This is a genomic window from Saccharomonospora sp. NB11 (assembly GCF_015910535.1).
Taxonomy (GTDB): domain Bacteria; phylum Actinomycetota; class Actinomycetes; order Mycobacteriales; family Pseudonocardiaceae; genus Saccharomonospora.
This window is the reverse complement of the sequence record NZ_JACBJG010000005.1, coordinates 48,192-72,883: the sequence shown is the minus strand read 5'-3', so window position 1 is coordinate 72,883 and position 24,692 is coordinate 48,192. Positions and strand designations below refer to the sequence as shown.

At 71.2% G+C, this 24,692-nt stretch carries 19 protein-coding genes and 1 riboswitch; of the genes, 9 read left to right on the top strand and 10 right to left on the bottom strand.

Annotated elements, in window-relative coordinates; translation table 11 throughout:
• Positions 1–101: 101 nt before the first annotated feature.
• Positions 102–1,265: a phosphatidylserine/phosphatidylglycerophosphate/cardiolipin synthase family protein gene (locus JAV51_RS08890; protein ID WP_197320202.1), complete on the top strand. Its 1,164-nt coding sequence runs from the start codon at positions 102–104 to the stop codon at positions 1,263–1,265.
• 42 nt (positions 1,266–1,307) lie between these two features.
• Here the strand turns inward: JAV51_RS08890 and JAV51_RS08885 are convergent, their stop codons facing one another.
• From JAV51_RS08885 to JAV51_RS08875, 3 genes are read right to left on the bottom strand one after another with little or no spacing between them, the layout of a single operon-like run.
• The gene (locus tag JAV51_RS08885) at positions 1,308–1,919 is read right to left on the bottom strand and encodes a histidine phosphatase family protein (RefSeq protein WP_005444735.1); all 612 of its coding nucleotides are present in this window, start codon (positions 1,917–1,919) and stop codon (positions 1,308–1,310) included.
• Positions 1,916–3,412 carry an FGGY-family carbohydrate kinase gene (locus JAV51_RS08880; RefSeq protein WP_197320201.1) on the bottom strand — a complete coding sequence of 499 codons (1,497 nt, stop codon included), beginning with the start codon at positions 3,410–3,412 and terminating at the stop codon, positions 1,916–1,918. The genes JAV51_RS08885 and JAV51_RS08880 overlap by 4 nt, the downstream gene beginning before the upstream one ends.
• A 39-nt stretch (positions 3,413–3,451) precedes the next feature.
• Positions 3,452–4,927, bottom strand: coding sequence for an FGGY-family carbohydrate kinase (locus JAV51_RS08875; protein WP_197320200.1), 1,476 nt, complete (start codon positions 4,925–4,927; stop codon positions 3,452–3,454).
• Between the two features lie 203 nt (positions 4,928–5,130).
• Here JAV51_RS08875 and JAV51_RS08870 point away from each other — a divergent pair, with 203 nt between their 5' ends.
• The 5 genes from JAV51_RS08870 to glyA all read left to right on the top strand — a co-directional run bounded on the left by JAV51_RS08870 (position 5,131) and on the right by glyA (position 12,027).
• Complete coding sequence (locus JAV51_RS08870) at positions 5,131–5,907, top strand: DeoR/GlpR family DNA-binding transcription regulator (RefSeq protein ID WP_197320199.1); 777 nt, start codon at positions 5,131–5,133, stop codon at positions 5,905–5,907.
• 223 nt (positions 5,908–6,130) lie between these two features.
• A riboswitch (glycine riboswitch) is annotated at positions 6,131–6,223 on the top strand.
• Positions 6,224–6,370: 147 nt separating this feature from the next.
• Entirely contained in the window at positions 6,371–9,244 is a 2,874-nt protein-coding gene (gene gcvP, locus JAV51_RS08865; protein WP_197320198.1) for an aminomethyl-transferring glycine dehydrogenase, read from the top strand.
• Positions 9,241–10,365 carry a glycine cleavage system aminomethyltransferase GcvT gene (gene gcvT / locus JAV51_RS08860; RefSeq protein WP_197320197.1) on the top strand — a complete coding sequence of 375 codons (1,125 nt, stop codon included), beginning with the start codon at positions 9,241–9,243 and terminating at the stop codon, positions 10,363–10,365. The genes gcvP and gcvT overlap by 4 nt, the downstream gene beginning before the upstream one ends.
• Positions 10,366–10,370: 5 nt before the next feature.
• Positions 10,371–10,763, top strand: coding sequence for a glycine cleavage system protein GcvH (gcvH, locus tag JAV51_RS08855; RefSeq protein ID WP_197320196.1), 393 nt, complete (start codon positions 10,371–10,373; stop codon positions 10,761–10,763).
• A 1-nt stretch (position 10,764) separates the two neighbouring features.
• Positions 10,765–12,027: a serine hydroxymethyltransferase gene (gene glyA / locus JAV51_RS08850; protein WP_197320195.1), complete on the top strand. Its 1,263-nt coding sequence runs from the start codon at positions 10,765–10,767 to the stop codon at positions 12,025–12,027.
• A 95-nt stretch (positions 12,028–12,122) separates the two neighbouring features.
• On the opposite strand, the gene JAV51_RS08845 is transcribed toward glyA, so the two are convergent.
• The 3 genes from JAV51_RS08845 to JAV51_RS08835 all read right to left on the bottom strand — a co-directional run bounded on the left by JAV51_RS08845 (position 12,123) and on the right by JAV51_RS08835 (position 14,461).
• Positions 12,123–12,788 carry an O-methyltransferase gene (locus tag JAV51_RS08845; protein ID WP_197320194.1) on the bottom strand — a complete coding sequence of 222 codons (666 nt, stop codon included), beginning with the start codon at positions 12,786–12,788 and terminating at the stop codon, positions 12,123–12,125.
• A 142-nt stretch (positions 12,789–12,930) separates the two neighbouring features.
• Positions 12,931–13,146 carry a hypothetical protein gene (locus JAV51_RS08840; protein ID WP_197320193.1) on the bottom strand — a complete coding sequence of 72 codons (216 nt, stop codon included), beginning with the start codon at positions 13,144–13,146 and terminating at the stop codon, positions 12,931–12,933.
• Positions 13,147–13,216: 70 nt separating this feature from the next.
• Positions 13,217–14,461 (bottom strand): multidrug effflux MFS transporter, encoded by a 1,245-nt coding sequence (locus tag JAV51_RS08835; protein ID WP_197320192.1) that lies wholly within the window; start codon positions 14,459–14,461, stop codon positions 13,217–13,219.
• A gap of 308 nt (positions 14,462–14,769) precedes the next feature.
• On the opposite strand from JAV51_RS08835, the gene JAV51_RS08830 reads away from it, so the two are divergent.
• Positions 14,770–15,273: a DUF4231 domain-containing protein gene (locus tag JAV51_RS08830; RefSeq protein ID WP_231641714.1), complete on the top strand. Its 504-nt coding sequence runs from the start codon at positions 14,770–14,772 to the stop codon at positions 15,271–15,273.
• Here the strand turns inward: JAV51_RS08830 and JAV51_RS08825 are convergent.
• The gene (locus JAV51_RS08825; protein ID WP_307845785.1) at positions 15,254–15,733 is read right to left on the bottom strand and encodes a hypothetical protein; all 480 of its coding nucleotides are present in this window, start codon (positions 15,731–15,733) and stop codon (positions 15,254–15,256) included. The genes JAV51_RS08830 and JAV51_RS08825 overlap by 20 nt on opposite strands.
• 19 nt (positions 15,734–15,752) lie before the next feature.
• Positions 15,753–16,781: a MerR family transcriptional regulator gene (locus JAV51_RS08820; protein WP_197320191.1), complete on the bottom strand. Its 1,029-nt coding sequence runs from the start codon at positions 16,779–16,781 to the stop codon at positions 15,753–15,755.
• A gap of 85 nt (positions 16,782–16,866) precedes the next feature.
• Between JAV51_RS08820 and JAV51_RS08815 the strand changes: the two genes are divergently transcribed.
• Positions 16,867–18,030, top strand: coding sequence for a lactate 2-monooxygenase (locus JAV51_RS08815; protein ID WP_197320190.1), 1,164 nt, complete (start codon positions 16,867–16,869; stop codon positions 18,028–18,030).
• Positions 18,031–18,034: 4 nt separating this feature from the next.
• Here JAV51_RS08815 and JAV51_RS08810 read toward each other — a convergent pair whose 3' ends face one another.
• Positions 18,035–18,832: a hypothetical protein gene (locus JAV51_RS08810; RefSeq protein WP_231641713.1), complete on the bottom strand. Its 798-nt coding sequence runs from the start codon at positions 18,830–18,832 to the stop codon at positions 18,035–18,037.
• A 98-nt stretch (positions 18,833–18,930) separates the two neighbouring features.
• Here JAV51_RS08810 and hrpA point away from each other — a divergent pair, with 98 nt between their 5' ends.
• Positions 18,931–22,821, top strand: coding sequence for an ATP-dependent RNA helicase HrpA (hrpA, locus tag JAV51_RS08805; RefSeq protein WP_197320189.1), 3,891 nt, complete (start codon positions 18,931–18,933; stop codon positions 22,819–22,821).
• Positions 22,822–22,917: 96 nt separating this feature from the next.
• On the opposite strand, the gene JAV51_RS08800 is transcribed toward hrpA, so the two are convergent.
• Positions 22,918–24,600, bottom strand: coding sequence for a bifunctional 3'-5' exonuclease/DNA polymerase (locus tag JAV51_RS08800; RefSeq protein ID WP_197320188.1), 1,683 nt, complete (start codon positions 24,598–24,600; stop codon positions 22,918–22,920).
• Between the last annotated feature and the right edge of the window lie 92 nt (positions 24,601–24,692).

Sequence of the window (24,692 nt, the reverse complement as noted above, 5' to 3'; positions counted from 1 at the left end):
CTTTTCCGCACGGCGGTGTCGTGCCGCGTTCTCGTCGCAGCACGTCCTGCGCCGACCGTCCCGAGCAACACGGCGGCGCTTCTTCTGGGGAAGGAGATCCCATGCGTGTCAGGGCCGTTCTCGCCTCCGCCGCCGTCACCGTCTCCCTGCTGGCGGCGCCTCCCGCCGCGGCGGAGCCGGAACTCCGGCCGTGTGCCGATGCGCCCGCCGTGCCGGTGCGTACCGGAACGGCGTTCAACAACCCCGCCGCCGGACATCCGACCGGCGTGGTCGAGCAGATCTGTTCACTGGTCAAGCAGGCCGAGCCCGGCTCGACCATCCGGCTGGCCCACTTCGTCGTCTCCGGCGACGCGGGGCAGGATTTCGTCGACGAGCTGCTCAAGGCACACCGGCGCGGCGTCGACGTACAGGTGATCCTCGACGGCTGGCAGGACGACACTCCCGCCGCGACCGCCCTGCGGGACGCACTCGGCACCGACGAGACGCGGGCCTCCTGGCTACACGTGTGCGGCAACCTCTCTCCGGAGGGCAACACGTCCTCGTGCATCGGAACCAAGGGGCAGCACAACAAGTTCTACCTGTTCTCGCGTACCGGTGGCCGCTCCGACGTGGTGGTGCAGTCGTCGGCCAACTTCACCGACCTCAACTCGTCGGTGTACTGGAACAACGCCACGACCATCGTGGAGAACCGCCGCCTCTACGACGCCTACGCGTCCTACTTCGCCGACCTCGCACGGGAACAGCAGGACGACGACTACTACCGCACCGTCACCACCGGGATGCCGGGCGGGTTCGTGCGGGCGCACTTCTTCCCGCGTGCGCAAGGCGATCCGATCGAGGAGTTCCTCGACGAGGTCGGGTGTGACAGCGACACCACCGTCCGTATCGGAATGTCCGAATGGGACAGCTATCGCGTGGGCATCGCGGAACGGCTCGTCGAGTTGGCCGAGCAGGGCTGCGAGATCCGGATCGTGCACGGGCCGGTGGACGACGACGTCGAGGCGTTGCTGTCGAGCCACGACGACATCACCGCGCGGACACTGGACGACTCCGCCGCGCTGCCGGGCCGGATCCACTCGAAGTACCTGATCGTCGAGGGCGACGTCGCCGGTGACGCCGACGCCCGACGAGTGCTGACCGGCAGCCCGAACTTCAACCACACGTCCCTGCGTCGCAACGACGAGGCGATGATCATGACGAACCTGCGGTCGGTCTACGACGACTACCGCGAGAACTTCGAGCAGATGTACGCCGCCGCGCGGTGACCGGTGCCGGGTCGCGGACACCGCACGTGCCCGCGACCCGGGTCAGTACTGCACCGGGGTGTTGAACTCCAGCAACGCCGCCTGCCCCGTCCCGTCCCAGCGCACCGTGGTGATGGCGCAGTTGCGGAACACCGGGAACACCGAGCGGTACGAGCGCAGCGGCAACCCCAGCAGGTGGCACAGCAGCAGACGGTGGGCCGTGGAGTGCCCGACGACGAGTACCCGGCCGTCGGGGTGCTCGCGCGCGATGTCGGTGGCGTAGCCCGTCATCCGCTTCACCGCGAGCACCGGGTCCTCCCCGCCGGGCAGGTAGTGCGTCACGGGGTCGTCGACGAACGCGGCGCGCGCCTCGGGGAAGTCGCGGTTCATCTCCTCGGCGGTGAGGCCTTCGCCCCGGCCGAAGTCGAGTTCGACGATGCGCTCGTCGACGTGCGGGTCGAGCCCGGTCGCGCGGGCGACCGGTTCGGCCGTCTCCCGCGCGCGGGACAGCGGCGACACCCACACCGCGTCGAGTTCGGCCGTGGCCGACCAGCCGCCCAGCACCTCGGCCTGCCGCCTGCCATGGTCGGTCAAGGCCACGTCGGTGCGGCCGGCGTAGCGGTTGCCGTCGTGCCAGACGGTTTCGCCGTGGCGGACGAGAACGAGTTCGGTCATCGCGTGCTCCGGTGGTGTGCGTGGTCGGCCAGTTCGGTGGGCAGCCAGCCTCGCTCGCGCAAGGCGTCGACCAGGGCGAGGTAGCCCTCCGTGAGGACGTCCCCGTCGGCGGGGACGGGATCGACGGTCACGGTGTCGCGGACGGTCTCCTGCGCGGCCTCGGCGAGCGACGACTCGGCCGACCGCGCCAGCAGCGCCATGCCCACCGCGGGATCGGCGTCGCTCGGCACGGTGAGCGGACGCCCGAGCGTGGTCGCGCGCAGTCGGGTCCAGTGGTCGTTGCGTGCGCCGCCGCCGGTCGTGGTGAGGGTGCCGTCGATCGGCGCCCCCAGCAGGTCGAGGTAGTCGAAGCAGAGCCGTTCGACGAAGGCGACCCCGCGCAGGACGGCGGCGTAGGCGTCGACGTCGTCGGCGGGCGTGCCGAGCGTGAACCGTCGGGCTTCGGCTGCGACGAACGGGAATCGTTCTCCCCGCGACACCAACGGATACGTCACCAGTGTCGACTGAGGACGGTCGACGGCGAGCGCGGTGAGTCGGTCGAGGTCGGCGGAGCCGAAGAGGTCGCTGAGCACCCCGGCGCCGACACTCGACGCTCCGCCCGGAAGCCAGTTGCCGTCCGGGGCGCGGTGCGAGTAGACCACGCCGAGCGGGTCGTGCAGCCGACGGTCCGTGACGCCCTTGAGCACGAGCGTGGTGCCGAGAACGCTGTTCCACGACCCCACCGAGAACGTGCCGGACCCGAGGACGGACGCGCACCCGTCGGTCATGCCCGCGACGATCGGTGTGCCCGCCGGGATTCCCGTGGCCTCGGCGGCGGTGGCGCACACCTCGCCGATCGGGGTGCCGGGGCGCACCACGTCGGGCAGCAGGCGCGGCGGGAGGTCGAGCGCGTCGACCACGTCGGCGGGCCAGCACTCGCCGTCGAGGTCGTAGCCGGTCTTGAGCGCGTGACTCGAATCGACCGCGGTGAGCCGACCGGCGAGTCGGCCCGTGAGGTAGTCGGCCTGGTGGAGCAAGCGGGTGCGGTTCGTCGGCGGATGGTGTCGCAGCAACCACAGGGTCTTGGGCAGGGCCCACGAGGCCTGGGGGCGGTAGCCGAGCCGCTCCCACAGCGCGGCGCCCGCCGCGTGCACGCGGCTCACCTCGTTGCCCGCGCGTGCATCGTCGTACATCAACGCCGGGGTGAGCGGACGCAACTCGGTGTCGGCGAGCAGGATCGTGCCCGACGTCGCGCACAACGACAGCCCGCGCACGGGGCGCGTCCCCACCGTCGCCATCGCCTCGGCGCAGGCGGCGGTGAGTGCCGACCACCACTGCTGCGGGTCCTGTTCGTGTCGGCGTCCCTCCCGATGGCTGCGGAGCGGGCGGGACGCGCTCGCCACCACGGCGCCGGTCCGGTCGGTGGCCACACAGCGCACGCTCTGGGTCCCGACGTCGAGGCCGAGCCACACGGGCGCGGGGCGTGGGGGCGAGGTGTGCGTGCTGGGTGCCATGTCGACTCTTCCTGTTCGCGTGCCTGGTTCGCGCGGCCGTCACCGCGTCGGGAGGTGCCAGCCCCGCGTGGAGATCTCACGGAGCGTGCGGAACCGTTCGTACTGTTCGGCGTAGTGCTCGACGTGGCGCGGCTCGGGGTCGTAGACGCGGTCCGTCCGGACGTGCCGGGTCGCCGCGCTGGTCGGGTCGGGTTCGGCACCGGTGGCGACGAGCCCGGTGAGGAACGCGCCCTTGGCTCCCACCTCGCCGTCGGCGGGGCGGACGACGCGCACGCCGGTGACGTCGGCGATGAGGCGACACCACAGCTCGCTGTTCGCCCCACCTCCGCAGACCCGCAGCTCGTCGACCTGCGCCGTGGTGGCGTCGAGACAGTCCTTGACGACCGTCGTGAGCCCTTCGAGGACGGCGCGGGCAACCGCGTCACGGCCGTGTTCGAGGGACAGCCCCCAGAACGTGCCACGGGCGGCCGTGTCCAGGAAGGGCACGCGTTCGCCCGCGGGGGAGAGGTAGGGCAGGAACGTGAGTCCGGCCGCGCCGGGAGCGGTGTGCTCGGCCAGCGCGGTCACCTCGCGCGGGTGGCTCAACCCGAGCAGGCGACACGCCCAGGCGAGCACCTCGGTGCCGGCCAGGGTCGGGAAGGCCCGCACCACGTCGCGACCGGAGCCGAGCACCAGGGTCAGCCCCGACGGCGTGCCCGAGGTGTCGACCGAGGGGGTGAACACCTCCGTGCACAGCGTCGTTCCGAGGATCGTGCACGCGAGTCCGGCTTCCGTGGAGCCCGCTCCCAGCGCCGTCGACGCCACGTCGTAGGGCGCCAGCACCACCGGAGTGTCCTCCGGCAGTCCCAGCTCCTCGGCCGCGCGGCGGGACAGCCCGGCCGTCGTGTCGGCGCCGTCGAGAACGCGCGGCAGCAGGGGGGTGGCCCAGTCGAGATCGAACAGCGACAGCAGTTCGGGGGAGTACGCGCGGGTGCGCGGGTCGAGGAACGGCACCGAGGCGTCGGAGCAGTCCACGCCCACCACGTCGGTGAAGCGGGAGAACAGCCACCCGCCGCAGGTCAGCGCGGTCGACGAGGCGTGGACGCGGTCGGGATCGTGCTCGCCCAGCCACGTCAGGATCGCGTGCGGCAGTCCGGCGAAGCCGACCGAGCCGTTGAGGCGGAACGCCTGCTCGGCCACCCCGTCCCGCAGCCAGTCGTCCACGAACGGCGCGCCGCGTCCGTCGGACCACAGGATGGCGGGACCGGTGGGTTCGCCATGCTCGTCGACCAGCCAGCAGCCGTCGCCCTGTGCGGTTAGGGCGAGGAAGCGCACTCCGTCGCGTGCGGCAGACACGACCTCTCGGATCGCGTCGACCACGGCCGTCCAGACGGAGCGCATGTCCTGTTCCGCCCAGCCGGGTCGAGGTCGGCGGACCTCGGTCTCCCGGCGGGCCACCGCGACCTCACGCCCGTCGTCGTCGAAGACCACCGCCTTGATCAGCGACGTCCCGGCGTCGATCGCGATCGCCGACATCCGCCCTCCTTCGTCCGACGGTCCACCGCGCGTCCAGCACACTCCGCCGACGCGGCCCGGGCAACGGCTCGCTCCCATTCCCACGCCGTTCCGGGCGCCGGCGTGTGAAGACGTGACCCCGGATGACACCGTCTTCGCTGGTAGAGTGCGTGGCTCCGGGAACTCGGTGCGCGAAACCTCACATTTCTTCACACTGGAGCGACATGGGCGGCACGATCCGATCGCGACGGCGCGCATTGATCAGGGACCGGGTCAGGGCCGAGGGCTTCGTACGGGCGTCGGCGCTGGCCGAGGAGTTCGGCGTCAGCGTGATGACGATCCACCGTGACCTCGATGCGTTGCAGCGCGAAGGCTGGCTTGCGCGAGTGCGGGGCGGGGCGACCGCCGCACCGTCGGAGACGTTCCACGGCGACATCGCGCAACGCCGCACCGCGATGGCCCGTGAGAAGAGCGCACTCGCCGCCGCGGCCCTGGAGCAGGTGCGACCCGGGGACACCGTGATGCTCGACGAGAGCACCACGTGCCTGTACCTCGCGGAGCGCCTCGCCGAGCGGGCACCACTGACGGTCATCACCTACTTCCAACCGGTCGTGACCATGCTCGCGGGCGTCCCCGGCATCACGCTCATCGCGCTCGGCGGCGAGTACTTCCCCGCCTACGACGCCTTCCTCGGGCTCTACACGGCGGAGGGCGTGGCCAAGGTCAGGGCCGACACGTTCTTCATGTCGACCACGGCGGTCGCGGGCAACCGCTGCTACCACCACTCCCAAGCCACGGTGCAGGTCAAGCGCGCGATGCTGGCCTCGGCGTCGCGCTCGGTGCTGCTCGTCGACCACACGAAGTTCACCCGGGACGGCCTGTACGCGTTGGCGCCGTTGGCTGACTTCGACCTGGTGCTCGCGGACGACGGGCTTCCGGTGGCCGAACAGCGGCGGGTCCGCGACAGCGGCGCGACGCTGACGGTGGTCGGCGTCCGGTAGCCGCGAACCGGAATGGTGCGCGGCGGGCGGTGCCCGTGTCGAGCAACGCGATCACCCGGTCGCGCCGTGCCCGACGCGCTCCGGTGTCCGGGGTGGAACGCTCCGGGGTAGCGTCGCGGCAGAGCGGTCTGCGTCACCGTTCACTGCACGTTGTGGACTGACCCCGACGCGCTCGGTACGGTCAGCTCGACAACCGCACGCACAACTGGATATCGCGGCCGATCGAACCCGAGCGGGAGAGTCCCCGTACTCGTGGCGGGGCACCGAAGGAGCAAACGCCCCACAATCTCTCAGGTCCACCTACCGCTTGCGGCGAGGCCACTCTGGAAAGCAGGCGCTCCGCGCGCCTCACCCAAGGTGTAAGCCGCGCTTCGCGCGCGGTGAAACTCTCAGGTGCCCATGACAGAGGGGGAGTTCCCAGCACAGGGTGGGTAGCCCTGTGGTACGGCGAGAAGGAGCTCCCATGTCCGTGTCACCCCCGTCGTCCCCGACGCCGGTCTTCGCCTCCCGGCACATCGGCCCGGGACCCTCCGAACAGGCCAAGATGGTGGCCGAGTGCGGGTTCGGCAGTGTCGACGCACTCGTGGCGGCCGCCGTGCCGGGCTCGATCCGTACCGAGGGCGAGCTGCGGTTGCCCGCACCCGCCTCGGAGGAGCAGGCCATCGCCGAGCTGCGCGAGCTCGCCGCCCGCAACCGGCCCATGACCCAGATGATCGGGCTCGGCTACTACGACACCGTCACCCCGGCCGTCATCCGCCGCAACGTGCTGGAGAACCCGGCCTGGTACACGGCCTACACGCCGTACCAGCCGGAGATCTCGCAGGGCCGACTGGAGGCGCTGCTCAACTTCCAGACCGCCGTCGCCGACCTCACGGGCCTGACCACCGCGAACGCGTCCCTGCTCGATGAGGGCACGGCCGTGGCGGAGGCCGTGATGTTGATGAAGCGCGCGTCGAAGTCGAAGTCCGACAGGGTGGTCGTCGACGCCGAGTGCCTGCCGCAGACGATCGCCGTGGTCCGCACCCGCGCGCAGGCGGTGGGTGTCGAGGTCGACGTGCGGGACCTGTCGCAGGGGCTGCCCGAGGACTTCTTCGGCGTCGTCGTGCAGTACCCGGGCGCGTCCGGTGTGGTGCGCGAGCCCGACTTCTACCGCGAGATCGGCGAGGCGGCGAAGGCGGTCAAGGCGTTGTACTGCATGGCCGCCGACCTGCTCGCGCTCACCCTGCTGACGTCGCCCGGCGACTTCGGTGCCGACGTCGCGGCCGGGACCACGCAGCGCTTCGGTGTCCCGCTCGGGTACGGCGGTCCGCACGCCGGGTACCTCGCCGTACGTTCCGGTCTGGAGCGGTCGCTGCCCGGCAGGCTCGTCGGCGTGTCGATCGACGCGGCGGGAGCTCCCGCGTACCGGCTCGCGCTGCAGACCCGCGAGCAGCACATCCGACGCGAGAAGGCCACCAGCAACATCTGCACCGCGCAGGTGCTGCTCGCCGTCATGGCGTCGATGTACGCCGTCTACCACGGCCCCGAGGGGCTGCGCAGCATCGCCGAGCGGGTGCACCGGCACGCGGTGACGTTGGCCGACGCCCTGCGCTCCGGCGGCGTCGAGGTGGTGCACGAGCACTTCTTCGACACCGTGCTCGCCCGCGTGCCCGGCCGGGCGGACGCGGTGCTGGCCGCCGCCCGGGAGGCGGGCGTGAACCTCGGCCGGGTGGACGCCGACCACGTGCGCGTGGCCTGCGACGAGGTCACGACACCGGAGGTGCTGGCCACGGTGCTCGGCGCGTTCGGCGTCGACGCCACGCCGGAGCCGGCGACGCGGACGGCGTTCCCGGCCGGTCTCGACCGCACCGACGAGTACCTCACCCACGAGGTCTTCCACTCGTACCGGTCGGAGACCGCGATGCTGCGGTACCTGCGCAGGCTCTCCGACGCCGACTACGCGCTCGACCGCGGCATGATTCCGCTCGGCTCGTGCACGATGAAGTTGAACGCCACCACCGAGATGGAGCCCGTCACCTGGCCGGAGTTCGCGAACATCCACCCGTTCGTGCCCGCCGAGGACGCCGAGGGCTACCGCGAACTCGTCGCGCAGCTCTCGCGGTGGCTGGCCGAGGTCACCGGCTACGACAGCGTCTCGCTCCAGCCCAACGCGGGCAGCCAGGGCGAGCTGGCCGGGCTGCTCGCGATCCGCGCCTACCACCGCGCCAACGGCCAACCCGAGCGCGACGTGTGCCTGATCCCGTCGTCGGCCCACGGCACCAACGCGGCGTCGGCCGTGCTGGCCGGGATGCGCGTGGTCGTCGTGGCATGCACCGCCGACGGCGACGTGGATCTCGACGACCTGCGCGCCAAGGTGGCCGCCCACCGCGACACGCTCGCGGCGATCATGGTCACCTACCCGTCCACGCACGGCGTCTACGAGACCGGCATCGGCGAGCTGGCCGAGATCGTGCACGAGGCGGGCGGCCAGGTCTACGTCGACGGCGCGAACCTCAACGCGCTGCTGGGGCTGGCCAAGCCCGGCGAGTTCGGCGGCGACGTCTCCCACCTGAACCTGCACAAGACGTTCTGCATCCCCCACGGCGGTGGCGGGCCCGGCGTCGGCCCGGTGGCGGTGCGCGCGCACCTCGCGCCGTACCTGCCCAACCACCCGCTCGCGGCCGAGGCCGGACCCGAGACCGGAGTCGGACCCATTTCGGCGGCCCCGTTCGGGTCGGCGTCGATCCTGCCGATCTCGTGGGCTTACGTGCGCATGATGGGCGCGGCCGGGCTCACGGAGGCGACCAAGGTCGCGGTGCTGAACGCCAACTACGTCGCCGCGCGGCTCGCGCCGCACTACCCGGTGCTCTACACCGGACAGGACGGGCTCGTGGCCCACGAGTGCATCCTCGACCTGCGTGCGTTGACCAAGCAGACCGGCGTCACCGTCGACGACGTCGCCAAGCGGCTCATCGACTACGGCTTCCACGCCCCGACGATGTCGTTCCCGGTGCCGGGCACGCTCATGGTGGAGCCCACCGAGAGCGAGGACCTCGCCGAGCTCGACCGGTTCTGCGAGGCGATGATCGCCATCCGCCGGGAGATCGACGAGGTCGCCAACGGCACCTGGCCGGTCGAGGACAGCCCGTTGCGCAACGCTCCGCACACCGCCGAGCAGCTCGCCGGGGACTGGACTCTGCCCTACGACCGGCGCACCGCCGTGTACCCGGGCCACACCTCGCCGAAGGGCAAGTACTGGTCTCCGGTCCGGCGCATCGAAGGCGCCTACGGCGACCGCAATCTCGTCTGCTCCTGTCCGCCCGTCTCCTCCTACGAAAGCGCAGGTTCGGTGTCGTGACCGCAACGTCTCAGCCGTCGACCACCCCACTGCACGACGTGCACGCCGAACTCGGTGCGTCGTTCACCGAGTTCGCGGGCTGGTCGATGCCCGTCCGGTACTCCAGCGACCTGGCCGAGCACCGTGCGGTGCGCGAGGCGGCCGGTCAGTTCGACCTCTCGCACATGGGCGAGATCGAGGTCAGCGGCCCCGAGGCCGCGCAGGCGATGGACTACGCGCTGGTCGGCACCCTGTCGGCCGTCGCGGTCGGTCGCGCGCGGTACACGATGCTGTGCGACGTCGACGGCGGTGTGCTCGACGACCTCGTCGTCTACCGCCTTGCCGAGGAGCGCTACCTCGTGGTCGCCAACGCGGGCAACGCCGCGCTGGTGTTCGACGCCCTGCGTGAGCGGAGCGAGAAGTTCGACGCGACCGTCACCGACCTCAGCGCCCGCACCGCGCTCGTCGCCGTGCAGGGTCCGGCCTCGGCGGCCGTCGTGGCCGAGGCCACCGGCGCCGAGCTCGACGGGTTGCGCTACTACGCGAGCATGCGCGCCACCGTCGCCGGACACGAGGTGCTGCTGGCCCGCACCGGTTACACCGGCGAGGACGGCTTCGAGCTGTTCGTCGACACCGGTGACGGTCCCACCGCGGCCGTCGACACGTGGCGGCGGCTCGCCGAGGTCGGCGCCTCCCACGGCCTGGTGCCCGCGGGCCTGGCGTGCCGCGACACGCTCCGCCTCGAAGCGGGGATGCCCCTGTACGGCAACGAGCTGACCCCCGAACGGACCCCGTTCCACGCCAACCTCGGCCGGATCGTCAAGTTCGACAAGCCCGGCGACTTCGTGGGCCGGTCCGCCCTGGAGCGCGTCGGCGAGCCCGACGTCGTCCTGGTGGGTCTGCGTGGCGAGGGGCGGCGTGCCCCGCGTCACGGCTACCGTGTCCTCGACGGTGACCGTGAGGTCGGCGAGGTCACGAGTGGTGCGTTGTCGCCGACGCTCGGCTACCCGATCGCGATGGCGTACGTCGCCCGGGACGTCGCCGAGCCCGGAACGACCCTGTCCGTCGACGTCCGCGGCCGTGCGGCCACCGTCGACGTCGTGTCCCTGCCCTTCTACAAGCGTCCCTCCACGAAAGGCTGACTCCGTTGTCCCAGACGCCCACGAACATCCCGCAGGACCTTCGTTACAGCCGCGAGCACGAGTGGCTTCGCACCGGAAGTGACGAGATCGTGACGGTCGGCGTCACCGCGTTCGCGGCCGAGTCGCTGGGCGACGTGGTCTTCGTCGACCTTCCGGAGACGGGTAGTACCGTCACGGCGGGTGAGGTGTGTGGCGAGATCGAGTCGACCAAGTCCGTCAGCGAGCTGTACGCGCCGGTGACCGGCGAGGTCGTCGAGATCAACGAGTCCGTCGTGGACTCGCCCGAGACCGTAAACTCCGACCCCTACGACGCGGGCTGGCTGTTCAAGGTCCGCGCCGAGTCGGTGCCGGAGCTGCTCGACGCCGACGCCTACGCCGCACTGATTCAGGAGGGCTGACATGAATTCGTTCGACGCCGACCTCGCCACGGTCGACCCGGAGGTCGCCGCGCAGGTCGCCGCCGAGCTGCATCGCCAGCAGACGACGCTGGAGATGATCGCGTCCGAGAACTTCGCGCCTGTCGGCGTCCTCGAGGCGCAGGGCTCGGTGCTCACCAACAAGTACGCCGAGGGCTACCCCGGTCGCCGCTACTACGGCGGGTGTGAGCACGTCGACGTCATCGAGAACCTCGCCATCGCTCGGGCGAAGGAGCTCTTCGGGGCCGAGCACGCCAACGTGCAGCCCCACTCGGGTGCGCAGGCCAACGCCGCCGCCATGGCCGCCCTCCTGAACCCGGGTGACACCATCCTCGGGCTCGACCTCGCGCACGGTGGGCACCTCACCCACGGCATGAAGATCAACTTCTCCGGCAAGCTCTACAACGTCGTCGCCTACCACGTCGACCGCGAGACCGGCCGGATCGACATGGCCGAGGTGGAGCGGCTCGCCACCGAGCACAAGCCGAAGCTGATCATCGCCGGTTGGTCGGCCTACCCGCGGCAGCTCGACTTCGCCGAGTTCCGGCGCATCGCCGACGCCGTGGACGCCAAGCTCATGGTCGACATGGCGCACTTCGCCGGTCTGGTCGCGGCGGGTCTGCACCCGAGCCCCGTGCCCTACGCCGACGTGGTCACCACCACCACGCACAAGACGTTGGGTGGTCCGCGTGGCGGCATCGTGCTGTCGAAGCAGGAGTACGCCAAGAAGATCAACTCGGCGGTGTTCCCTGGTCAGCAGGGTGGTCCGCTGGAGCACGTCATCGCGGGCAAGGCGGTCGCGCTGAAGATCGCGGCGAGCGAGGAGTTCCGGGAGCGGCAGGAGCGCGTGCTGGCGGGCGCGAAGATCCTCGCCGAGCGGCTGTCGGCCGACGACTGCGCCTCGGCCGGGGTCCGGGTGCTCACGGGTGGCACCGACGTGCACCTGGTGCTCGTGGATCTCGTGAACTCCGAGCTGGACGGGCAGCAGGCCGAGGACCGGCTGCACGACATCGGCATCACGGTGAACCGCAACGCCGTGCCGTTCGACCCGCGTCCGCCGATGGTGACGTCGGGGCTGCGCATCGGCACGCCGGCGCTGGCCACGCGCGGCTTCGGTGCCGACGACTTCGCCGAGGTCGCCGACATCATCGCCGCCGCGCTGCGGCCGGGCTTCGACGACGCCCGCCGCGAGGAGCTGCGCTCCCGCGTCGCGACCCTCGCGGAGAAGCACCCCCTGTACGCCTGACCTCCACCGGCGTGTCCGCGCTCTGCGCACGCGTGTCCGCACGTCGCGCACGCGTGATCGCAGTTCGCGGGCACGCCGGTGTGGTGTCGGCGTCATCAGCTCACGACGAGAGCGATAGCCAGCCCGTCGTAGCCCTTCACCCCGACCGTCTGTAGCGCCGTGGCGTCCAGCCGCGGCTCCTCACGCAGCAGCTCGATCGCCTCCCGCGTGCCACGCACCGACGCGTCGTCGCTGCCTTCCTCGATCACCCGGCCGTCCCGCACGACGTTGTCCACGACGATCACGCTGCCGGGCCGGGACAACTCCAGCGCCCACCGCACGTAACGCGGGTTGTTGACCTTGTCGGCGTCGATGAATGCCAGGTCGACGGGCGGATGATCCGGCTCCAGCGTGGGCAGCACGTCGAGGGCCTTTCCCTCGCGAATCTCCACCTTCTCCGCCAGTCCCGCGCGTTCGATGTTGCGTCGGGCGACGTCGACGGCGGTGGGGTCGGCCTCGATGGTCACCAGCCGTCCGTCGGCCGGGAGAGCGCGGGCGAGCCAGATGGTGGAGTAGCCGCCCAGCGTTCCGACCTCCAGGATGCGTCGTGCGCCGACGAGCTTCGCCAGCAGGTGCAGCAGTTTCCCCTGGTTCGCCGTGACGGCGATGTCGGGCAGGCCCGCCTCGGCGGCGGACCGTTGCACGGTGTCGAGGACGTCGTCGTGGAGGGCGAGCGTTCGGGTGAAGTAGTGGTCGACCTCGGACCACCGGTCTGCAGTCATGTCGTGAGGCTAGCCGCGCTCGACGGTCGACATGCGGGAATCGCGGACGCGCGTGCGGGAGGTACGGACACGCGTGCGGGCCGGGCGAACACGCGTGCGGGAGGTGCGGACACGCGTGCGAGGGGCGCGGACACGCCCGGGGTCAGTCGTCCGGCGCCACGTCCGGGGCGTCGTCGGCGAGCATCACCGCGTCGCGCAGCGCGGCTCGGAGCCTGCCGACGTCCAGTGAGTTCAGCACCGCGGCCTCGCCCGGCGGTGCGACGAGCACGACGCGCCCCGCGTTGACGAACACCATCAGCTCGCGGCGTCTCCCGGCCAAATCGCGGCAGGGGACAGCCCACTCGTCGCGCGAATTCACCCAGCCCCCTTCAACACATCCGCAAGGACTGTAGTCCGAAAAATCAAGCCGGGTGATCGATTCGACCGATTTAATGCGCCGACGACGCCCGCGTGAGCGATATGGACACCGTGAGCGACGCAGCGGCGGCCGTCGCCATCACGGCGGCCATCGCCAGCGCGGACCCTCCGAGCAGCCCGACGATCGGCGACGTGCCACCCCCGACGAGGAACTGCACCAGGCCCAGCAACGCCGAGGCCGAACCGGCCGAGTTCGGGTGGTCGGCCAGCGCCAGCGTGGTGGCGTTCGGCCCGACCATCCCCACCGACGACACCGTGACGAACAGCGGCAGCAGCAACAACGGCAGCGACGCGTCGGCTGCGGCGGCTGCCACGATGCCGAGCCCGCCGACGATGGCGGCCGTCAGTCCCGTCCGCAGCAGTGTCTTGGGAGCGAAGCGGCTCACGAGCCTGCCGTTGAGCTGCCCGACGAGCACGAGGCCCACACCGTTGAGGCCGAACACGACGCCGTACTCGGCGGGCGAGAGACCGTAGTGGTGTTGCAACACGAAGCTGGAGCCGGAGATGTAGGCGAACATCGCGGCGAAGGCCAGGCCCACGGTGAGCGCGTGCCCGACGAAGATCCGGTCGCGCAGCAGTGCCGCGTACGTGCGGACGATGTCGCCGGGCCGGGCCGACCGGCGCTGACCGCGCGGCAAGGTCTCGGGCAGCGCGAGCGCGGCGACGACGAGCAGGACGACGCCGAACGCGGTGAGGGTCACGAAGATGCCTCGCCACGACGTCCAGCGCAGCAGTTGCCCGCCGAGCAGCGGTGCGAGCACGGGCGCCACGCCCGTCACGAGCATCAGCGTGGAGAAGAACCGCGCCATCGCCACGCCCGAGTAGAGGTCGCGCACCGCGGCGCGTGCGATGACCATGCCGGTGGCGGCACCGAGTGCCTGCACGGCCCGGGCGGCGACGAGCGCCGGCACGGACGGGCTGAGCGCGGCGACGGCCGACGCCACCGCGAACACCACCACGCCGACGAGCAGAGGCCGCCGCCGACCGAACGCGTCGGACAGCGGACCCGCGACGAGCTGTCCGACGCCGAGGCCGACGAGGAACACGGCGAGCGTCAGTTGCAACTGCGTGTCGGTGGAGTTCAGCTCGCCCGCCATCACGGGCAACGCCGGCAGGTACATGTCGATGGACAGCGGACCGAACGCGGTCAGCCCTCCGAGCAGCAGGGCGTAGCGGGCGGTACGAGGAGGCCGGGTGCGTGGGGTCGAGGACGTGTGCGTCGTTCGAACCTCGTTCACCGCCGTGCTTCCGGCCACCTGACCTCCTGTGCGTCTCGATCGTTGGTCCCGACCACCACCAACCACGGAGTGGCCCCCGGTGTTTCCGGCTTCGATGTGATCTCGTCGGCAACGTTGCAAATCAGACACGGCCGGCTGATCGGAGCCCGACCTTGGCCCCCTGACGCGTCGGTAACCGTGCTCGGGAGGCGCGAATCACGGCGAACGCGTTGCCGTCACCAGCGGAAATTCGCTTCAATCGCCTCACGAATCGCGCAGTGACGCGGCGCGTGACCCGCCGCCCACACTCCGGGGCCGCCCACGTCGATCATCGAAGGAGCTGCCGGATGAGGTTCATGCCACCGTTTTCGTCGGCCCTGCCGGACGTCGCGGAGAAGGGCCTCATCGCCGCCGTGGACGAGTACGTACTGCGAATCCGGGCGTTCTACAACGCGCGCGCGAGCTGGCATCGCCGGTTCTATCGGCTCAGCGGCATCCTGGTCATCCTGATCGGCTCCGCGCTCCCCCTGCTCGCCAACGCGGAGTTCGACGGGCAACCGTTCGCCATCTCCGCGGCGGGCGTGGCCGTCGCGGTCCTCACGGGCCTGCACACCTTCTACCGGTGGGACCAGTCGTGGGTCCTGCTGCGCAACACCGAGCGCACGATCACCACCGAGTACTGGAAGTGGCGTACCACGCTGGCCGCCGAGAACCACCTCAGCGACGCCGAGGTGGTCGCCGCGACCCAGGCCTTCCTGTCGACGCTGAGCGAGATTCGGGGGGAGGAAGCGCAGGTGTTCTTCCAGGACCTGAGCTTCCCGGCGGTGGTGGTCAACCAGTCGCGTCCGTAGCCCGGTGCGCGGCATCCGGCCCGGGCGCGCCGACGGCGCGCAGACCGTCGGCCACGGCAAAGCGGAGCTCGTCGGCGTACGGGCCGGGCGGCAGCGCGTCGAGGTGGTCGGCGGCTCGACGGTAGTGCGTGGCCGCGGCGTCGAGGTCACCGAGTTCACGGTGGCAGCGTGCGAGGCACGCGTGCAGCGACGGGTAGAACGCGGCGACCGCGGAGGCGAGCGGGCCGACGGAGGTGGTCACGGCGTCGGCGAGGTCGAGACACACCTGGTTCCAGTGCAGCTCGTCGGCGATCGTGGGTTGGTGGCGCGCGAGGTAGTGCGCGGCCACGCACGACTCGTAGTCGTCGCTCGCCTCCGCCCAGGCGCGCTCGAACAGCGCTCGCGCGTCGTCGGCCCGCCCGTCCGCCTCGGCGCGCATGCCTTCGGCGCACAGGCGCACGACGGGGTTGTTCGTGTCCACTGTGGTGGGTCCTTTCGGGTCAGTCGAGGAGCACGGGCATCACGAGTGTGGTGAAACTGCCCTGGTCGGCGGAACGGACGATCGTGGGCCGGTCGGGGGCGACGATCTCCAGCAGCACGTCGGGGCCGACACCGGCGTCGACCGCGGGCGCGAGCACGGTGGGATCGAAGCCGAGCCGTGCCGTTCCCGAGCACACGGCGGGCACGGTGCGCTCGCCCACGTGCACCGCCTCGGCGGCGGTCTCCACCACGACGGTGCCGTCGGCGGCGGCGAGCGCGTCGAGCAGCGCGACGCGGTCGGTCACGACCCGGCACTCCCGCGCGGGCAGCGCGTCGAGCAGCAGGCGGTGGTCGGGGAACTCCCCGTCGACCGAGGGCAGCGGCAACTCCGCCGGGTCGCCGTCGGAGCGCTGCGCGACGAGTCGCGCGCCGTCCGAGGCGAGTACGCACCGCACGACGTCGTGGCGCACCGCCCACGGCAGCGCGTCCACCAGCGCGTCGACCGGGACGAGTACGTGGTTCGCCGGTCCCACCACCGACGTCGGCACGAGCTCGCGCACCGCGAGGCGGTAGCGGTCGGTGGCCACCAGCCGCAGCACCTCGGCGGTCCACTCCACGAGCACGCAGCGCAGTTCCGCGATGTCGCCGGAGCGCGCGGCCGCGGACTGCACCTGGCGGATCGCGCTCGCGAGCTCCGCACCACCGACGGACACCTCGCCGTGGGTGGGCAGCTCCACCATCCGCAGGGCGGCCTCGACCGCCGCGTGCGCGGAGTCGGCGCGGGCCCGCAACCGCCGGGCGTGTGCGGTGAGAACGTCGCGGGCCACGGACGGAGCACCTGTGAGCACGGCGGTGATGTCGGCGAGTGGCACCTCGGCCTGCCGGAGGGTGCGCAGGAGCGCGGCCGCGTGTTCCTGATCGGCGCTGTAGTAGCGGTAGCCGGTGTCAGGGTCCACGCGGGCGGGCGGCAGGACGCCGCAGTCGTCGTAGAAGCGCAGCGCGCTCGGAGTGAGCCCGACGCGCCGCGCGAAGGCACTGATCGTGTCCATGACGCCGAGTCTGGGGCTTCGACCGGCTCGAAGGTCAACCGTAGGATGGCGCGGCACGACGGCGACACGGCGCGAGGAGGCGCGGATGAGCGAGCGGTTCGGGCACTACCAGAGTGAGCTCTACCTGCAGGGGTACGGCGGGAACCCGCCCGCGTTCACCACCGACGCCACGCGCCTGGAGGCCGCCGCCGAACGCGTGCTCGACGCGGGGCCGTTCCACTACGTCGCCGGAGGCGCGGGTTCCGGTGCGACGGCCCGGGCGAACCGGGAGGCGTTCGACCGGTGGGGCATCGTGCCGCGCATGCTCACCGACGCCACCGAGCGGAATCTGTCCACCACCGTGCTGGGGGAGACGGTGCCCGCGCCGGTCGTCCTCGCGCCGGTGGGCGTGCAGTCGATCGTGCATCCCGACGCCGAACGGGCCACCGCACGCGCCGCGGCCGGGTTGGGCGTGCCGATCGTGTTGTCCACGGCGTCGTCCACGAGCATCGAGGACACCGCAGAGGCTTCCGGGGACGGGTCCCGCTGGTTCCAGTTGTACTGGCCGAACGACCCCGACGTGTGCGGCAGCATCCTCGCTCGTGCCAGGGCGAACGGCTACCGGGTCCTGGTGGTCACGCTCGACACGTGGTCGCTCGGGTGGCGGCCGTGCGACCTCGACAACGGCTACCTGCCGTTCCTCAAGGCCGAGGGCACGGCCGTGCCGTTCTCCGACCCGGTGTTCCGGTCACGGCTCGACGCGCCGCCCGAGGAGAACCAGGCCATGGCGGTGCTGCGGTGGATCTCCATGATCACCGGGACCGACCGTGGGTGGGACGCCCTGCCGTTCCTGCGTGAGCACTGGGACGGGCCGATCGTGTTGAAGGGCATCCAGCACGTCGACGACGCCCGCCGCGCCGCCGACGCCGGGATGGACGGCATCGTGGTGTCGAACCACGGCGGCCGTCAGATCGACGGCGCGGTGGCGTCGCTCGACGTGTTGCCTGAGATCGCGAAGGCGGTGGGGGACCGGCTCGACGTGCTGTTCGACTCCGGCATCCGCACCGGCGCCGACGTCGTGAAGGCGCTCGCGCTGGGCGCGAAGGCGGTGCTGCTGGGACGGCCCTACGTGTACGGGTTGGCGCTGGGAGGGGAGGACGGCGTGCGGCACGTGGTGCGCAGCCTGCTCGCCGACCTCGATCTCACGCTCGGACTGTCCGGACACCGCAGCGTGCGCGAGCTGTCCCCCACGGCGCTCGTGCGGCGTTGACCGGTCAGGCCGGCGGCAGCCCGGGACCCTTGCGCGGGCCGATGACGGTGCCCACAGTGGTCAGGATTGCGCCGCCCAGCACGACCCACGGGCCGGCTCCCGCGACGTCGAATTGGCCTTCGTACAGGGTCAGGATGCCGAGGCCGTGGAGCAGGACGCACATGAAGGCGCTGACACCGAACCGGATCCGGAACCCGGTGAACGTGGCGTGCGTGAGCTGCGTTCGGGGCCAGCCCTGTACCAGGTTGGCCGCCTTCTGCGTGCGGATCGCGCCGAGCGTCCACAGCAGTGGGTACAGCGGTTGGAGGGCGAGCACGACGAACGCCAGCCACGCCACGTACATGTCGGGCAGCGTGAACAGGTTCTCGGTGGGCATCGACGTGAGGTCCAGGAAGCTCAAGGTGACCCCGCTGACGCTGACCCAGGGCAGCACCAGCAGGCCGATGGCGCTCGCCACCACACCGAGGATCGCGGGGATGGCTCCCCACCCCGCCGACGTGAGCGGTCCGGAAGCCGTCATGCCGGGTGGGAACTGGCCCGGCATCGGCGCACCGGGATAGGGCTGGCCCGGCATCGCCCCGGGATACGGCTGTCCGGGGTACGGCTGTCCTGGGTACTGCTGCCCCGGGTACTGCTGTACGGGGTAGGGCTGTGGTGGGTAGCCGGGCGCCGGCTGGGGTTGCTGTGGGTACGCGCCCTGTTGTGGGTGGTAGCCCTGCGTCGGGTCGGCCTGCGACGGCCACTGTCCGGAAGCGGGCTGCTGGGGAGGCTGGTGACCTGGAGGCTGCCACGGCTGGCTCATGGCAACGCAGAGTACCCCGTTCGGGTGATTTCGGCGGTTGATCGGCGAGAAAAACGGGTGGCTGGACGGCACCGGCCGCCGGTTAAGCTTGCCCCCGTATGTCTTCCATGTCTCCCCCGACCGCCCGCGAGCTGCGGTCGCGGCTGCCCGAGTTGATGGTGCGCGACGCGCACCGGTTGGGGCGTCGGCTCGACGGCCTCCGCAAGGCACGTCGGCCGAAGCCCGACGTGTTGGCGAGCATCGCCGCCGACGTGGAGCGGGCCGAGGAACGACTCCGCCGTCGCCGCGAGTCGCTGCCGAAGGTGACGTACCCGGAGGAGCTGCCGGTCAGCGCTCGCCGGGACGACCTCGCCGAGGTGATCCGCGACAACCAGGTGGTGATCGTCGCGGGGGAGACGGGCTCGGGTAAGACCACCCAGTTGCCGAAGATCTGTCTCGAACTGGGACTCGGCGTGCGCGGGCAGATCGGGCACACGCAGCCTCGTCGGCTCGCCGCGAGGACGGTGGCCGAGCGCATCGCGGCCGAGCTGAAGACGGAGCTGGGGCAGGCCGTCGGCTACAAGGTGCGGTTCACCGACACCTCGGGCGACGACACGTTGGTCAAGCTGATGACCGACGGCATCCTGCTCGCCGAGATCCAGCACGACCGGCTGTTGCGGCAGTACGACACGATCATCATCGACGAGGCGCACGAGCGGAGTCTGAACATCGACTTCCTGCTCGGTTACCTCAAGCGCATCCTGCCGCGCAGGCCCGATCTCAAGGTGATCATCACCTCGGCCACCATCGACCCGGAGCGCTTCTCCCGGCACTTCGACGACGCGCCGATCGTGGAGGTGTCGGGGCGCACGTATCCGGTGGAGGTGCGGTACCGGCCGGTGGTCGACCCGGACGACCCGGATTCCGACCCCGACCGCGACCAGGTGCAGGCGATCTGCGCGGCCGTCGACGAACTTCGCGCGGAGGGGCCGGGCGACATCCTCGTGTTCCTCTCCGGCGAGCGTGAGATCCGCGACGCCGCCGAGGCGATCGAGGCGATGAACCTGCCGAACACCGAGGTGCTGCCGCTGTACGCGCGGTTGTCGGCCGCCGACCAGCATCGCGTGTTCAAGCCTCACCGGGGGCGGCGCATCGTACTGGCCACCAACGTGGCGGAGACGTCGCTGACCGTGCCGGGCATCAAGTACGTCGTCGACCCGGGCACCGCGCGCATCTCCCGCTACAGCCATCGCACCAAGGTGCAGCGGCTGCCGATCGAGCCGATCTCCCAGGCCTCGGCCAACCAGCGCAAGGGGCGCTGCGGCCGGACCTCCGACGGTATCTGCATCCGCCTGTACTCCGAGGACGACTTCCTCTCCCGCCCGGAGTTCACCGACCCGGAGATCCTGCGGACGAACCTCGCGTCGGTGATCCTGCAGATGATCTCTCTGGGGTTGGGCGACATCGGGGCGTTCCCCTTCGTCGAACCGCCCGACCGCAGGCAGATCACGGCGGGCGTGCAGTTGCTGACCGAACTCGGGGCCATCGACGCGTCGGGCAAGCAACTCACTCCGGTCGGACGGCAGCTCGCGCAGCTTCCCGTGGACCCGCGGATGGGGCGGATGGTCGTGGAGGCCGCCGAACAGGGTTGCGTCAGCGAAGTCATGGTGATCGCCGCCGCACTGTCCATCCAGGACCCGCGGGAGCGGCCCGCGGAGAAGCAGCAGCACGCCGACCAGTTGCATGCCCGCTTCGCCGACCCGAACTCCGACTTCCTCGCCTACCTGAACCTGTGGAACTACGTGCGGGAGCAGCAGCAGGCGCTGTCGAACAACCAGTTCCGCAAGCTCTGCCGCAACGAGTACCTGAACTACCTCCGCATCCGTGAGTGGCAGGACATCCACGCCCAGCTACGGCAGTTGGCCAAACCGCTCGGCATCAGGCCCAACGACCTGCCCGCCGACCCGCAGCGCATCCACACCGCGCTGCTCGCCGGGCTGCTGTCGCACGTCGGACTCAAGGACCCCGCCAAGGGCGACTACCAGGGCGCTCGGGGCGCCCGGTTCGCGGTGTTCCCCGGCTCGGCGCTGTTCAAGAAGCAGCCGAGGTGGGTGGCGTCGGCGGAACTCGTGGAGACCTCGCGCCTGTGGGCGCGGGTCAACGCGCGTGTCGAACCGGAGTGGATCGAGCCGCTGGCGCAGCACCTGGTGAAGCGCACCTACTCGGAGCCGCACTGGGAGCGCAAGCGCGGTGCCGTCATGGCCAGCGAGCGGGTCACGCTCTACGGCATCCCGTTGGTCGTGGGGCGCAAGGTCAACTACGGCCGCATCGACCCGGAGACGTCGCGGGAGCTGTTCATCCGCCACGCGCTCGTCGAGGGCGACTGGGAGACCCGGCACCGCTTCTTCCGCGAGAACCGCGCGCTGCTGGAGGAGGTCGCCGACCTGGAGAACCGGGCTCGGCGTCGTGACCTGCTCGTCGACGACGAGACCCTGTTCGACTTCTACGACCAGCGCATCGGCGCCGAGGTCGTCTCCGCCCGCCACTTCGACACGTGGTGGAAGAAGGTGCGCAACGAGCAGCCGGACTTGCTCAACTTCGAGAAGGCCATGCTCGTCAACGACGCCGCCGACGACGTGAGCGAGGCCGACTACCCCGACACCTGGCGGCAGGGTTCGCTGACCTTCACGCTCACCTACCAGTTCGAGCCGGGCTCCGACGCGGACGGCGTGACCGTCCACATTCCACTCGTGGTGCTGAACCAGGTGCGCCCGGAGGGGTTCGAGTGGCAGGTGCCCGGCCTGCGTGAGGAGCTCGTCACCGCGCTGATCAAGTCGTTGCCGAAGCCGCTGCGGCGCAACCTCGTCCCCGCGCCCGACACCGCGCGGCAGGTGTTGGCGTCGGTGGGGCCGGACGACGGCCCGTTGCTGCCGGTGCTGGCGCGGGAGGTGGAACGGCTGCGTGGTGTGGTGGTGCCGCTCGACGAGTGGCGGTGGTCGGCGGTGCCGGACCACCTCACCATGACCTTCCGCGTGGTCGACGAGCGTGGTCGCGCTCTCGCCGAGGGCAAGGACCTGGAAGCGTTGCGCGACCGGCTCGGCGACCGGCTGCGCAAGACGATCTCCGCTGCGGCCGACGACGTCGAGCGGGCGGGCCTGCGCACCCCGGACTTCGGGACGCTGCCGAAGGAGTTCTCGGCGCGCCGCCGCGGACACCAGGTCAAGGCGTACCCGGCGTTGGTCGACGAGGGCGACAGTGTGGCGGTGCGCATGCTCGACACCCCGGGCCAGCAGCGGGCGGCGATGTGGCGGGGCACACGCAGGTTGTTGCGGCTCAACGTCGCCTCGCCCGGCAAGCACATCAACCGCAACCTGTCGAACCAGTCGAAGCTGGTGCTCACCCGTAACCCGCACGGTGGCGTGGCGGAGCTGGTCGACGACTGCGTGAACTGCGCCGTCGACAAGCTCATGGCCGACGCGGGCGGGCCGGTGTGGGACGCCGAGGAGTTCGCGCCGCTGCTGGAACGGGTGCGGAGCACGTTGAACGCCACCGTGGTCAACGTGCTGCACGTCGTGGAGGACGTGCTGCGCGCGGCACACGACGTGGAGACCCGCCTCCAGTCCATGAAGGGCGACGCGCTGGCCGAGTCGCTCGACGACGTTCGTGCGCACCTGTCCTCGCTCGTCTACCCGGGCTTTGTGACCGACACCGGCTTCGACCGGCTCGGGCATCTCGTCCGGTACGTGCGGGGCATCGAGCGCCGGTTGGAGAAGCTGCCGTCCGATCCCGCGCGGGATGTGGAGCGGTTGCGCGACGTCCGGTGGTTGCGGGAGGAGTACCAGGCGGCGCTCGACGCGCTCCCGCCCCGCACGGACCCGAGCCCGGAGCTGGCCGAGATCCCGTGGATGATCGAGGAGCTGCGGGTGAGCTTCTTCGCCCAGACCCTCGGCACGGCCTACCCAGTGTCGTTCAAGCGGGTGCTGAAGGCGCTGGACGCCGCCGCCCCCTGATCCCACGGCGTGTCCGCCGTCTGCGCACTCGTGTCCGCGAGTTGGGCACATGTGTCCGCACTTCCCGCACGTGTGTCCGCACGTCGTGGACACACGTCACGGCGCGTCGGCGTAGACCCGCACGGCCGTCGCGGGCATCGGGAACCGCACCGGGCACGCCGGGCCGAACACGAGCGCGGTCGTGCGGCGGACGGCGTCGTCGAGGCACCTCACCACCTGGGGTGCGAGCTCGGCGGGGCAGTGGACGAGAACCTCGTCGTGCTGGAAGAACACCAGGTGTGCGGGTGCAGGCAACGTCCGGCGCAGCGTCGCCAACAGCACCGCCGTCCAGTCGGCCGCGCTCGCCTGCACGACGAAGTTGCGCGTGAACCGGCCCCAGTCGCGGGCCGCTCTGCGCGCGTCGGTCTCGTCGCCCGCGCCGGTGAGCGCGCGCCAGGCGTCGGACGGTGGTGGTGAGGTCCGGCCGAGCCGCGACCGCACGACGCCCCCGCTCTCGCCTTCGCGCGCCGCGCGTTCCACGTAGGACACGGCGCGTGGGAAGCGGCGGCGTAGCAACGCCAGCAGCGCCGCCGCCTCGCCCGCCGTACCGCCGTACATCGCCGAGAGCATGGCGATCTTCGCGCGGGCGCGGTCGTCGTCGGTCGGCGCGCGACCGAACAGGGCACCGGCGAGGCTGCTGTAGAGGTCGGCGGACGCGGACACCTCGACGAGCGCGCGGTCGCCGGACAACGCGGTGAGCACGCGTGGTTCCAACTGGGCGGCATCGGCGACGACGAGTGTCCAACCCGGGTCGGCGCGCACGCAGCCGCGCAGCATCTTCGGAATCTGCAGGGCGCCCCCACCGCGACTCGCCCACCGGCCCGACACGACGCCGCCGACGACGTACACGGGACGGAAACGGTCGTCGCGCACCCACTGGTCGAGCCAGGCCCAGCCGTGCGCCGAGTGCAGACGCGCCAGCTCCTTGTACTCCAGCAGTGGCGCGACGGCGGGGTGGTCGATGCGGCGCAGGACGTGCGTCCGGGCCGACGGCACCTCGATGCCTTCACGGCGGAACGCCCGCACGACGCTGCCCGGGTGGTCGGGGTTGACCGGCCTGCCCCCGAACGCCGCCGCGACGCGCTCGGCCAGCTCGGTCAACCGGCGGGGCCGTTGGCCCGCCGCGACCCGCGGCCCGAGCAGGTCGGTGAGCAGGGCACGGTGGACGTCCGCCCGCCACGGCAGGCCGTCGGCGGACATCTCGACCGCGGCCAAAGCGCTCGCCGACTCGGCGGTGACCAGCAACCGCATCCGGTCGGGGTGATCGAGTTGCCGCATGCGTCGTTCCTGGTCCGTCAGCACGACCTCCGCCGCCTCCACCGGGCTGACGTCGGGTGGCAGGCCGGAGCTGTGGACGTCGAACAGGGTGAAGTCGTCGTCGAGGTCGTGGTGGTCGGACGCCGTCTCCGTGGGAGGCGGCAGGCCGAGGGCGCGGGCGTGGGCGGCGGCGAGACTGCGGGACTCGCGATGGCGGCCCGCGTGGGCGAGCAGCAGGTACTCGGTCAAGGCGAGGTCGAGGCACCGGCCGACGCGGACACCATGGGCCACGAGCGGTGGGTAGTCGTGCTCGACGCGGGGAAACACCCAGCGGGGAGCGTGTTCGGTCTCCCACGTCCGGACCAGCTCGGCGGCATCGGCGGCGGGCAGGCCGGTCGTCGACCCGTTCGGCGGCGTCCTGACCGACGGTGGGGGTCGCAGCAGGTAGGTGCCGTCGGACTGCCGCGCGACAATGATGCGCACGCGGTCAGTCTGCTCCCGGGTACCGACATACCGGGCTCGACGCCTAACCTACTTGCGGGTAGGTTAGGCGTGTCGCGGGACGAGGAGGCGCT

Excerpts from the sequence above, each read along its gene's own strand:
- JAV51_RS08890 (WP_197320202.1), top strand. The coding sequence starts at position 102 with ATGCGTGTCAGGGCCGTTCTCGCCTCCGCCGCCGTCACCGTCTCCCTG.
- JAV51_RS08885 (WP_005444735.1), bottom strand. The coding sequence starts at position 1,919 with ATGACCGAACTCGTTCTCGTCCGCCACGGCGAAACCGTCTGGCACGAC.
- JAV51_RS08880 (WP_197320201.1), bottom strand. The coding sequence starts at position 3,412 with ATGGCACCCAGCACGCACACCTCGCCCCCACGCCCCGCGCCCGTGTGG.
- JAV51_RS08875 (WP_197320200.1), bottom strand. The coding sequence starts at position 4,927 with ATGTCGGCGATCGCGATCGACGCCGGGACGTCGCTGATCAAGGCGGTG.
- JAV51_RS08870 (WP_197320199.1), top strand. The coding sequence starts at position 5,131 with ATGGGCGGCACGATCCGATCGCGACGGCGCGCATTGATCAGGGACCGG.
- gcvP (WP_197320198.1), top strand. The coding sequence starts at position 6,371 with ATGTCCGTGTCACCCCCGTCGTCCCCGACGCCGGTCTTCGCCTCCCGG.
- glyA (WP_197320195.1), top strand. The coding sequence starts at position 10,765 with ATGAATTCGTTCGACGCCGACCTCGCCACGGTCGACCCGGAGGTCGCC.
- JAV51_RS08845 (WP_197320194.1), bottom strand. The coding sequence starts at position 12,788 with ATGACTGCAGACCGGTGGTCCGAGGTCGACCACTACTTCACCCGAACG.
- JAV51_RS08830 (WP_231641714.1), top strand. The coding sequence starts at position 14,770 with ATGAGGTTCATGCCACCGTTTTCGTCGGCCCTGCCGGACGTCGCGGAG.
- JAV51_RS08820 (WP_197320191.1), bottom strand. The coding sequence starts at position 16,781 with ATGGACACGATCAGTGCCTTCGCGCGGCGCGTCGGGCTCACTCCGAGC.
- JAV51_RS08815 (WP_197320190.1), top strand. The coding sequence starts at position 16,867 with ATGAGCGAGCGGTTCGGGCACTACCAGAGTGAGCTCTACCTGCAGGGG.
- JAV51_RS08810 (WP_231641713.1), bottom strand. The coding sequence starts at position 18,832 with ATGAGCCAGCCGTGGCAGCCTCCAGGTCACCAGCCTCCCCAGCAGCCC.
- hrpA (WP_197320189.1), top strand. The coding sequence starts at position 18,931 with ATGTCTTCCATGTCTCCCCCGACCGCCCGCGAGCTGCGGTCGCGGCTG.